Here is an 11793-nt window from a genome sequence, read left to right as displayed (position 1 = left end):
GATTAGGATCAAGTATTAGACCGTTGAAAATGCGATTTAAGCGCGTTCCAAAATGACGGATCCCACGGAATATCCCGCGCCAAACGAGCAGATTATGCCCTTGTCGCCGACCGCCAAGTCGTCTGAGTTTTGGCTAAAAGCAATGATCGACCCCGCCGAAGACGTGTTTGCATAGTCTTGCAGAATATTTGGCTGCTCACTTGCTTCGGGGGTACGCCCAAGCACCTTTTTGCCAATGAAATCGTTCATGGCTTTGTTGGCCTGATGCAGCCACATACGCTTTAGGTCGCTAACGTCGATATTTTTGTCCGCTAGGTGGGTCGACATATGTTCGGAGACCATCGGCAGAACTTCCTTAAACACTTTCCGCCCGTTTTGCATGAACTGCATGTCGCGCCGATCCGCAACGCCATCAGGGCGGGAACGGCGCAAAAAGCCATTATTATTCCGAATATTATTGGAGAATTGAGTGGCGCAGCGCGTCGAGAGGATTTTGAAATGCGGCCCCGTTGCCAATTCTTCGCGCTCTAATAATGTTGCCGTTGCAACGTCGCCAAAAATGAAATGACAATCGCGGTCCCGCCACTCAAGGTGACCTGAACAGATTTCAGGATTTACAACAAGGATCGCGCGGGCCGAGCCAGAGCGGATCATATCTGCCGCTGCTTGAATGCCGAAGGTCGCGCTGGAGCAGGCGACATTCATATCAAAACCAAAGCCCTGAATTCCAAGAAGGTCTTGAATTTCAACGGCAATTGCGGGATAGGCGCGTTCCATATTTGACGCGGCACAAATAACGGCATCTACGTCCGCCGCCGTTTTCCCCGCTTGAGCGAGTGCTTTTTTACAAGCATCAACCGCCATTTCCGCCATGATTGCGGGCTCCTCGTCGGAGCGCTGACGAAGCGTGGGGTGCAGAATTTTGGGGTCCAAAACGCCCGTTTTATCCATGACAAAACGGTTTTCAATTCCCGAGGCCCTGACGATGAACTCGCTGCTTGAATGTGATTTGGCTTTGAGGGTCCCCGCTTCGATTTGCGCGGCGTTTTCAGCATTGAATAGGTCGACGTAAGCGTTAAACGCAACGACCAATTCATCGTTTGTTATGACGTTTTCAGGGGTGAAAACACCCGTTCCTGTAATCGCAACATTATACATAACGGCCCCTTATTTACAAAGAGAGTAGGCTGGATTTTGCGCCAGTGGTCAAGGGGCCGCGAGGGCCGCCACACATCCGAGCCCTTGCGGGCTCAGATGTTCAATGGCGAAAACGGCTTATCGCTCTTGCAAGGAACGCACTTCAAGTTCCCCGTCGCGGCGGCTTTGCATCGCAAATGTCACAGCATGGGCGGCTGCGGCTGTGGTGAAATAGGGGATTTTGTCATAGAGCGCCACTGATCGAATTTCACGAGAGTCTTCAACCGCTTGCGTGCCTTCGGTGGTGTTCATGACCAGAGAGATTTCGCCGTCTTTCATGCTGTCCACAATGTTGGGACGGCCTTCGTAGACTTTGTTCGTCAGCTCAAACGGGACGTTGTTTTCCGCCAACCAAGCGCCCGTGCCACGGGTTGCGACAATTTCAAAACCCATTTCGACGAGGGCCACGCAGGCCTCCAGCATCATGTTGGTTTTGTCCATGTCTTTGATCGAAAGGAACACGCGACCTTCGGTTGGCAATTCAACGCCTGCGCCCATTTGCGCCTTAAGGAACGCGCGGTGGAAACTAGCGTCCGAGCCCATAACTTCGCCAGTCGAGCGCATTTCTGGTCCAAGGATCGTATCGACACCCGGGAACCGCGCGAATGGAAGAACAGCTTCTTTTACGGCGAAGGTTTTGATGTTTGGATCAACTAAGTCAAACGCTGACAGCTTCTCGCCTGCCATAACACGCGCGGCGATTGCGGCGATTGGGCTGTTCACGGCCTTGGCCACGAAGGGCACCGTGCGCGAGGCACGGGGATTTACTTCGATCAAGTAGATGTCCCCGTCTTTTTCGGCGAACTGAATGTTCATCAAGCCAACAACGTTCAGCGCAAGCGCCAATTGGCGTGTTTGCACCGCGAGGGTCGCCATTGTTTCTTTGGAGAGCGAGTAGGGGGGGAGCGAGCACGCGCTGTCGCCAGAGTGTACCCCAGCTTCTTCGATGTGCTGCATGATACCCGCGATATGAACATCGGTTCCATCGCAAATCGCATCGACATCGATTTCAATCGCGCCCGAAAGATAGCTGTCGAGCAGGACGGGGCTGTCACCGGACACAACCACCGCTTCCGATATATACCGCTCAAGTTGCGCCATATCCCGCACGATTTCCATGGCCCGGCCGCCCAAAACATAGGAGGGGCGAATGACCAATGGAAAGCCGATTTTAGCCGCGATCATAATCGCCTCTGCATCCGTCGAGGCAATGCCATTATTGGGTTGCAGTAGGCCAAGACGGTTCACAAGCGCTTGGAAACGTTCGCGATCCTCGGCGAGGTCGATGGCATCAGGTGAGGTTCCCAGAATAGGGATCCCTTCGGCTTCAAGGGCGTTGGCAAGCTTGAGCGGAGTCTGGCCACCAAATTGCACGATCACGCCATGCAGGGTGCCGTTCTCCTGCTCAACCCGCAGGATTTCCATCACGTGTTCAAACGTCAAAGGCTCAAAATACAGGCGATCCGAAGTGTCGTAATCTGTTGAAACTGTTTCAGGATTACAGTTGATCATGATCGTCTCGTAGCCCTGTTCGGTAAGGGCATAACAGGCATGACAACAGCAATAATCGAACTCGATTCCTTGGCCGATCCGGTTGGGACCACCGCCGAGAATGACGACTTTTTTCTTGTCACTTGGACGCGCTTCGCACTCGACGTCGCCCATCGCGGGCGCTTCGTAGGTGGAGTACATATAAGGGGTCTGTGCTTCAAATTCGGCGGCACAGGTGTCGATGCGTTTGAAAACAGCCGTTACACCCAAGTTAATCCGTGCGCGGCGAACATTTGCTTCATCGCGGCCCGTAAGAGTCGCGAGGCGTGCATCCGTGAAGCCCATCATTTTCAGGCGGCGCAAGCCCTTCTCGGTGACGGGCAAGCCGCCAGCGCGCACCTCTGCTTCGACATCCACGATTTCGCGGATCCGTGCGAGGAACCACGGATCAAACATTGTGATTTCGTGGATTTCTTCATCTGACAGGCCGTGGCGCATGGCTTGTGCGATCGTCCGCATACGGTCTGGCGTTTGCTTGCCGATTGCTTTGATGACAGCTGATTTTTCGGGGGCGCCCTCGATGATGATTTCATCAAATCCAGTGAGGTCATTTTCCATGCTCGCGAGCGCTTTTTGCAAGCTTTCGTGGATGGTACGACCCACGGCCATAACCTCGCCGACGGATTTCATCGCAGTGGTCAGGTAAGGTTCAGCACCGGGGAATTTTTCAAAGGCGAAGCGCGGGATTTTTGTGACAACATAGTCGATCGTTGGCTCAAAACTCGCAGGGGTCACGCCGGTGATGTCGTTGTCGAGTTCATCCAATGTGAAGCCCACGGCAAGTTTGGCCGCGATCTTCGCGATCGGGAAACCTGTTGCTTTGGAGGCAAGGGCGGAGGAGCGCGACACGCGGGGGTTCATCTCGATCACGACCATACGACCGTCGGCGGGGTTTACAGCCCACTGAACGTTCGAGCCGCCCGTTTCCACGCCGATTTCGCGCAGAACGTTGATCGAGTGCGTCCGCATTATTTGGTATTCTTTGTCCGTCAACGTGAGGGCAGGGGCCACAGTGATGGAATCACCTGTGTGCACCCCCATTGGGTCGACGTTCTCAATGGCGCAAACGATGATGGCGTTGTCGGCGGTGTCGCGCACAACTTCCATCTCAAACTCTTTCCAACCCAGAAGCGACTCATCCACGAGGATTTGGTTCACGGGCGAGGCGTCCATGCCGGTACGGCAGAAATGTTCAAAATCTTCACGGTTGTACGCTACGCCGCCGCCTGTACCACCAAGGGTAAATGCGGGGCGGATGATGGCGGGAAGGCCAATGTCTTCGAGGCTCTCAAGCGCGATGCGCACGCCTTCGTTGAGGTCGGCTTTGCCGTTGGGTAGCTTTGGCGCGGTCACAATGGTCGCGCGTGGGTTTTCAATACCCAAACGATCCATGGCTTCGCGGAACAATTTGCGATCCTCGGCCATTTCGATGGCCTCACGTTTGGCTCCGATCATTTCGACGTTGAATTTCTTTAGAACGCCCATTTCCTCAAGCGCGAGCGAGGTGTTGAGGCCCGTTTGACCGCCCATTGTAGGCAGGAGCGCATCGGGGCGCTCTTTTTCGATGATTTTGGCAACAATTTCGGGGGTGATAGGTTCAATATATGTGGCATCCGCGAGGGTCGGATCGGTCATGATCGTCGCTGGATTTGAGTTCACAAGGATGACGCGATAGCCCTCTTCGCGCAGCGCTTTACACGCCTGTGCACCAGAGTAGTCAAATTCGCAGGCTTGCCCAATAACGATAGGCCCCGCTCCAATGATCATGATGGATTTGATATCGGTTCTTTTTGGCATGGTGCGCCCCCAGACAACAGGTTCAAGCAAATTGTCGTGGGTTATAGACATGGGGCGCGTGGGCGCAAGCCCTTAAGCGGGAATCGCGCTGTCTTTGGCGGAGGCTTGTTGGGTTAAGGCGACGGGGTGTCGATCTTTTGCCAAGAGATAGGCCCAAACCGCGCAATAGGTAGCTAAGCAACTAAAGCCAACCAATTGAGGGACGTTCATAGAATTCGATAGGCCCTCGTAGGTCGGCAACAACCCCATCGCCAAAGGAATAAAGCAAATCGCCAATGTGCGAAGTCCGACACGAAAACCCAAAAAGGCCAAAATCGCGGGGGCAAAGCTGGCGGCGGGCAAAAAATGATAGCCCCATGCGAGAGGGCTCATGAGGGATACAAGGGTCAACGCAAAAGGCCAAAGGGCGAGCGGATTACGATCTCGGGTTTTGTAGGCGACAAGCGCGAGGGTAATTGCTGACAACAGTATTACAAGTTGGCTCAAAATCATCCAGATTGCTGGTTTGGCCATCGCCAGTTGACCGATTTGAATTCCATTTAGAGCATCAGCATCGAGTTCGCTTGCCGCTGATGTGCTGAAAACGAGTTGTTCTTGGAAAAACACATTCGCGATAGAGGTCTCAAGCGCGTAGTTTGTTTTGTTTAAAAATACACCGTTTGAAATGACCCGAACTTGCTCAAGGAAGACCTCGTGCAAGGGCCAGCCAGAAATGAAGATCGACAAAAGGCCAATAGCACCGCCACCAATTATAAAGGACGCCGCGGCGCGATTCTTGCCCTGCGCAAGCCAAAAAATGGCAAAGAAAACGGGGTATAGCTTAATCGCTGCCGCCAAGCCCATGGCGAAACCGCCGATAATAGGCGCGTTCGCCCGTTCACGTTCAAGGCCAAGGAGTATGAGAAAACTGACAAGGATTTGGACTTGGTTCTGAAAAAGCCCGATTGTTCCAAGGGTCGTTGTCATCAAAATAATCATCACGAGCGCCACGTAAACGGGTGCGCGGATTCCCTTCATTCCGGCCAAACAACAAAAACGCCACGCCAAGAATGCCATCCCCCCCAACAGGATCGGATTTATGACGCCCGCAATGGTGGATAACGTGTGAAACGTCGTGAGTGTTGTCAGTTTGGCGAATAATGCCGCCCAAATGGGGGGGTAAATATAAGAGTAAATTGGCGTCGTTTGGCCCTGTGCCGCAATATGAGCGATCCACTCAGGCGAAGGCTTGCTGGTGAAGTATTCGGTGTCTGGGGGGTAGATTTGGTCGAATGCGCCCGCCTGGTAAAACTCTCCGGCCACCCAAAGCGCTTGAAAATCGGCGGCGACATCTGGATTAAACGTCGTGACGGATATGATCGTGGCAATAGAAATCACCAACACGACCCATAAAAAATCGGATTTCATACCCACTACTCCTGCTCGCACGTGCCATTTTTTTGGGCCCAAATAGGATATTGTCCCCGTGGCTTTTGCGGATCACGATAGGTCGCGCGCCCAGTTAAGACCATGTATTCAGGTTGATGGCGGGTTAAAACGGGCAACTGTGTGATGTTTGCACCTTAATCCCGTGCGCTTCTATTGACTTTTCCACCCTAAAACGGTGTATCGGCATTCGAACCACTTCACTTCGTCGTCTTTCAAAGGAAAACGCCATGCACGCCTATCGCAGCCATACTTGCGCCGTTCTGACCAGCGCCAATGTAGGAGACACTGTTCGTCTCTCTGGCTGGGTACATCGCGTGCGAGATCACGGTGGCCTTTTGTTTATCGACTTGCGCGATCATTATGGCATCACTCAGGTTATCGCCGACCCCGACAGCCCCGTTTTTGCTGCCCTCGAAAAAGTGCGCTCTGAATGGTGTATTCGCATTGATGGTACCGTTATGGCGCGCGACGCGGGCCTTGTGAATAAAGCTATTCCGACGGGCGAAATCGAAGTTTTTGTACGTGATCTTGAAGTTTTGGGCCAGTCCGAGGAACTTCCGCTGATGGTCTTTGGCGATCAAGAATACCCTGAAGAAACCCGCCTGAAGTATCGCTACCTCGACCTGCGTCGTGAAAAACTTCAGAAAAACATGAAGTTGCGCTCGGATGTAGTGGCCTCCATGCGTCGTCGCATGTGGGATGGCGGCTTTCGCGAATATCAAACGCCGATCATCACAGCCTCAAGCCCAGAAGGCGCACGCGACTTTCTTGTGCCGTCGCGCCAACATCCCGGAAAATTCTACGCGCTGCCACAGGCTCCGCAGCAATTCAAACAGCTGATTATGGTCTCGGGTTTCGACAAGTATTTCCAAATCGCGCCTTGTTTCCGCGACGAAGATCCACGCGCCGATCGCTCACCCACCGATTTCTACCAACTCGATCTTGAGATGTCTTTCGTGAGCCAGCAAGACGTGTTTGACACAATCCAGCCCGTCCTCACTGGTATTTTTGAGGAGTTCGGCGGCGACAAAAAAGTCGACCAAACGTGGGAGCAAATCTCCTATCGCGACGCAGCGCTTTGGTATGGCTCCGACAAGCCCGACTTACGTAACCCGATTAAAATGCAGGTTGTGTCCGAGCATTTCCGCGGTTCTGGTTTTGCGATCTTTGCTAAAATGCTGGAAAACGAGGGCACCGAAGTGCGCGCCATTCCTGCACCTAAAGGTGGCTCGCGCAAATTCTGTGACCGTATGAACAGCTTCGCTCAGGCTGAAGGTCTTCCGGGCATGGGCTATATTTTCTGGCGTGATCAGGGTGAAGGCCTTGAAGCGGCAGGCCCCTTGGCCAAAAACATCGGCCCAGAACGTACAGAGGCAATCCGCCAGCAACTTGGCCTCGGCCTTGGCGACGCGGCGTTCTTCCTCGCAGGTAAACCAAAAGCGTTTGAAGCAGTCGCAGGTCGTGCACGTAACGTGATTGGGGAAGAACTCAAACTCACAGACCCAAACCGGTTTGCCTTTGCGTGGATCGTCGATTTCCCAATCTACGAAGCCGACGAAGAAACCGGAAAAATCGATTTTGAACACAACCCGTTCTCGATGCCACAAGGCGGTATGGACGCGCTAAATGGCAATCCTCTAGAGGTCTTGGGCTTCCAATATGACCTTGCCTGTAACGGCTATGAGCTCCTATCCGGCGCGATCCGGAACCACCGTCCTGAGATCATGTACAAAGCGTTTGAAATCGCGGGGTATGGCGCCGAAGAAGTTAATAAACGCTTTGGCGGCATGGTCAGCGCGTTCAAATATGGCGCTCCTCCCCACGGTGGTTGCGCCGCAGGGATCGACCGGATCGTGATGTTGTTGGCTGAAGAAGCCAACATTCGCGAAGTCATCATGTTCCCAATGAATCAACGTGCCGAAGATGTGATGATGAGCGCCCCGAGCGAACCCATGAGTGAACAGCTTATGGAGCTTGGTTTGCGCGTTATTCCACAGGACTAAATCTGAAACCCTCCGCCTGTTCTATGAATGGGCGGAGGATTCCAAAGAGGATGGCATCACGGCAATTGTTGGTGTTATCCTAAGGCATCGCGCAATCGGGATGCCCTAAAATGGCCTTTGATCCAGAAATAGCTGCTATTCGGTTTGGCACCGGACTTTCCCCTCGGTTTGTACCACCACACTCCCTTGACGCCGTTTTTGCTGAACTTACTGGGCCAGATGTGTTGGCAAAGCAATTTCCCATCGCATCGTTTGAGAGCCAAAGAGCCATGATCCTTGATCTGAAAAGGCTCAGCAAACTCAAAAAGAAAAACAGAGGCACGGAGCTTGAAAAAGAGGCGCAAGCTCAATTTTCCAAGCGGCGTAAGTCTATGGCGCGCGCTAACACTCGTTGGTTTAACGCGAGTCTCGCGCGCTATATAGCGTCCCCACATGGGTTTCGCGAACGTTTGGTGCGGTTTTGGGCGGATCACTTCACCGTAGTTGGGAACGACCGATACTACCGACATTTAGTGACACCATTTGTTGAGGATGCCATTCGGCCGAATATTAACGGTCGCTTTTCCGATCTCCTGATCGCATCTTCTCTGCACCCCCTCATGTTGCACTATCTTGATCAAAATCAATCTATTGGACCAAACAGTTACGTGTCGCGCAAACGTAAAAACGTGGGACTTAACGAGAATTTGGCTCGAGAAATTCTTGAACTTCATACATTGGGCGTCGGTGGGGGGTATTCGCAAAAAGATGTGCGGCAATTCGCGGAACTTTTGGCGGGAACGCGCTTTACCTTTGCGGATGGGATGAAATTTATACCCCAACGTGCAGAGCCAGGAACCGAAGAAATTCTTGGGAAAACCTACAGAGGGCCACGCGCGAGTCTTAAATCCATTCATCACGCCCTCGAAGATTTTGCGCGACGGCCCGAAACGGCATCACATCTTGCGCAAAAAATGGCGGTGCATTTTGTGTCGGACACCCCCGATCCTGCACTTGTTGGCGATATCCGAGGCGCCTATCTGGCGTCGGATGGCGAATTGCTCGCCTGTTATCAAGCTATGTTGTCCCATCCCGCAGCGTGGGGAAAAAAATTCACCAAGGCAATGCAACCGTTTGATTTTGTTGCGACATCGTTGCGTGCGCTGGATGTCGATGTGAAGGTTATAACGAGGTTAAACGACAGGCTCACGAATTTGTCTTTTCAAAGTCCGCTCTCACTTATGGGGCAACCTTGGGAACGGCCCAATGGCCCCGACGGGTGGCCCGAAAATGCCGAACAATGGTTTACGCCTCAAGGTTTGGCGGCGCGCATTCAATGGGCGATGATGGTACCTCAGGCATTTGCGGGGTCGCTTGCAAACAGCGAGATTACTCCACTTCAAGTAGCGCAAAATGCTCTTGGTGACCGACTCACGCCTACCGTACAATTTGTTGCAAATTCTGCCGAAACCAAATGGGAGGGGATTGGACTCGTCCTTGCCTCGCCTGACTTTCAGCGGAGATAGAAATATGTCAGCTAAGGACTTCACGCGACGCAAATTTCTGGTTCATTCTTCATTTCTGGGATGCTCTCTTGCTGCCAGTCCTCTGATTACGCCAATTTCCCTCGCTTCGACTCCGAGCGATCATCGGCTGGTTGTCATTATTTTGAGGGGCGGTCTGGACGGTCTGGATGTGGTTGGTCCTTTTGAAAATAAAGAGTATTCTACACTTCGTCCGTCTCTATTGCCGCAACCCAGCTCCGCGATCCCGTTAAACGGTATGTTTTTCATGCATCCCGACCTCTTGGCGCTGCAACCTCTATGGGAGGCAGGAGAACTCGGTTTCGCACATGCTGTTTCCACACCTTACCGAGATAAGCGAAGCCATTTTGACGGGCAGGATGTTTTGGAAGCAGGGATGGTGAATTCTGATGGCCAAATGTTTCGCGATGGCTGGCTCAACCGCCTGCTGCAACACATGCCAAAATCACACGCGCAAACGGCTTTTACTGTTGGACGCTATGAAATGCTTTTGGCCAAAGGGGAGGCCGAGATTTCGAATTGGGCGCCTGATACTCGATTGGATTTGACCGAGCAGGCGAAACGATTGTTGGAAATCTCTTATCAAAACGACCCGTTGTTTCGCAATAATTTGGCCGAAGCGATCGCGTTGACTTCGCCTATGGCGGCGATATCCGAAAGCCTAGACCCTTTGGAAGCCATGCAGAAGGTGGCAAAGGAAGCTCGCAACCTAAGTGGATATGAAAACATTGCCGCGTTTGCGGCCGCACGTTTGCTAGAGGAAACGCGGATCGCGTCTTTTTCGATCAATGGGTGGGATACGCACCGCAATCAAAAAGGCGCTCTGAAGCGCGCGCTTAGAAATCTGTCGGATGTTATTTTGCGGTTAAAGAATGATTTAGGACCCATTTGGGAAAAGACGGCGATTGTCGCAATGACAGAATTTGGGAGAACTGCCCACGAAAACGGGACCAAGGGAACGGACCACGGCACCGGAGGTTTGTCCATTCTGGTGGGTGGTGCCCTGAAAGGTAAGCAAGTGTACGGGGATTGGCCGGGTTTGCGGGAACAAGATTTATACCAAGGGCGTGATTTGACTCCGACGCAAGATGTGCGTGCTTATGCGGCGATGGCTATTCGGGGAATGTTTGGAACAAACGTCGAAACGCTTGAAAAACACATTTTCCCTGGGCTAGACCTTAGCGGTGCAACCCAGATAATTCGGTAATCCTTACAAACTGGCGAGTGTTTCACCGTTCAAATGGGCACCTGCATTTTGGGTCTCGCCATCCCCCATGATTGTCATGGCTATCGCAAATACAAGACTGACCATCCCACCTGCAAACACGCTCCAATCAAAGGCTTTGACAACCATTGGATTGCTAAAAGCATTCTGGGTATACTCAATCATGATGTTTTCCTAAATTTCCCGACTTACCTCAAAATCGCGTTGGAATGCGGCAGCAGTGGGGCAAAATCGGGTAATTACTGCGATAGATTGCGATGAAAATGAGGTGTTTTGGGTAGAAGAGACGCGCTGGACAGTCGTTGGATTATTGTCAATTGTGGCGAAAACGAAAGAAGGGCCGATAGCGATGACGGAAAATAAGAGGTTTGGTGACGATGTCGGCGGCTGGACGGTTCCTCCACGTCCCGAACCGTTTGAAATGAAGGGTGATTTTGTTGCGCTAGAGCGGCTTAATGCCGATCTCCATGCCGCGGACCTTCATGGGGCGAACTCGGTGGACGACGCTCTTTGGGACTATTTACCGTATGGGCCATTTCCTTCCGCCGCTGATTATCTGCGTTGGGCCCGAAGCGTTGAAGAAAAAGATGACCCATACTTTTATGCAGTGCGAGACCTCAAGAATGGTCACGTTTGCGGTGTTTTGAGCTTTCTGCGGATTTCGCCAGAGGCTGGCGGAATCGAGATTGGGCATATTAATTTTGCGCCCGAACTCCAAAAAACACGTGCGGCCACTGAAGCTTTTTACTTGGCCATGGAGTGGGCCTTTGAGGCGGGGTACCGTCGTTTCGAATGGAAATGCGATGCCAACAACATACCTTCGCGCCGTGCGGCACAACGATTAGGTCTGAGCTATGAAGGCGTTTTTCGGCAAGCCGCGATCGTAAAAGGCAAAAATCGTGACACCGTCTGGTTTGCGGCAATCGATAAGGAATGGCCGGCTCTAAGAGAGGCGTACAAAACGTGGCTAGCTCCGCAGAACTTCAGCGAATCCGGTGCTCAAATTATAAGCCTTAAAGATCTTACAGGCATTGTGCGCGCGTCTTCCGACCCCGTTTTGAAATGAGGA

General features: G+C 52.5%; 8 protein-coding genes. 4 read left to right on the top strand and 4 right to left on the bottom strand.

Features of this window, described 5'->3' with window-relative positions:
• Nucleotides 1-36: 36 nt before the first annotated feature.
• From AB9F26_RS08490 to AB9F26_RS08480, 3 genes are all read right to left on the bottom strand, one after another.
• Entirely contained in the window at nt 37-1158 is a 1122-nt protein-coding gene (locus AB9F26_RS08490) for a beta-ketoacyl-ACP synthase III (RefSeq protein WP_369754316.1), read from the bottom strand.
• A gap of 117 nt (nt 1159-1275) precedes the next feature.
• Nucleotides 1276-4545 carry a carbamoyl-phosphate synthase large subunit gene (carB, locus tag AB9F26_RS08485; RefSeq protein WP_335586109.1) on the bottom strand — a complete coding sequence of 1090 codons (3270 nt, stop codon included), beginning with the start codon at nt 4543-4545 and terminating at the stop codon, nt 1276-1278.
• A 72-nt stretch (nt 4546-4617) separates the two neighbouring features.
• A complete protein-coding gene (locus AB9F26_RS08480) occupies nt 4618-5952 on the bottom strand; it encodes a glycosyltransferase family 87 protein (protein ID WP_369767784.1) in 1335 nt (444 codons plus the stop codon).
• 248 nt (nt 5953-6200) lie between these two features.
• Here AB9F26_RS08480 and aspS point away from each other — a divergent pair, with 248 nt between their 5' ends.
• From aspS to AB9F26_RS08465, 3 genes are all read left to right on the top strand, one after another.
• Entirely contained in the window at nt 6201-7976 is a 1776-nt protein-coding gene (gene aspS, locus AB9F26_RS08475; RefSeq protein WP_335586111.1) for an aspartate--tRNA ligase, read from the top strand.
• Between the two features lie 110 nt (nt 7977-8086).
• A complete protein-coding gene (locus AB9F26_RS08470) occupies nt 8087-9481 on the top strand; it encodes a DUF1800 family protein (RefSeq protein ID WP_369767783.1) in 1395 nt (464 codons plus the stop codon).
• Between the two features lie 4 nt (nt 9482-9485).
• Nucleotides 9486-10706 carry a DUF1501 domain-containing protein gene (locus tag AB9F26_RS08465; protein ID WP_369767782.1) on the top strand — a complete coding sequence of 407 codons (1221 nt, stop codon included), beginning with the start codon at nt 9486-9488 and terminating at the stop codon, nt 10704-10706.
• Between the two features lie 3 nt (nt 10707-10709).
• Here AB9F26_RS08465 and AB9F26_RS08460 read toward each other — a convergent pair whose 3' ends face one another.
• Nucleotides 10710-10889 carry a hypothetical protein gene (locus tag AB9F26_RS08460; protein WP_369767781.1) on the bottom strand — a complete coding sequence of 60 codons (180 nt, stop codon included), beginning with the start codon at nt 10887-10889 and terminating at the stop codon, nt 10710-10712.
• A 184-nt stretch (nt 10890-11073) separates the two neighbouring features.
• Between AB9F26_RS08460 and AB9F26_RS08455 the strand changes: the two genes are divergently transcribed.
• Nucleotides 11074-11790, top strand: a complete 717-nt coding sequence (locus AB9F26_RS08455; protein WP_335586113.1) for a GNAT family protein — start codon at nt 11074-11076, stop codon at nt 11788-11790.
• The last annotated feature ends 3 nt before the right edge of the window (nt 11791-11793 follow it).

The organism is Falsihalocynthiibacter sp. BN13B15 (genome assembly GCF_041205415.1).
GTDB classification, from domain to species: Bacteria; Pseudomonadota; Alphaproteobacteria; order Rhodobacterales; family Rhodobacteraceae; genus Falsihalocynthiibacter; species Falsihalocynthiibacter arcticus.
The sequence above is the reverse complement of the archived record's forward strand: the minus strand, read 5'-3'. Positions and strand labels throughout refer to the sequence as shown.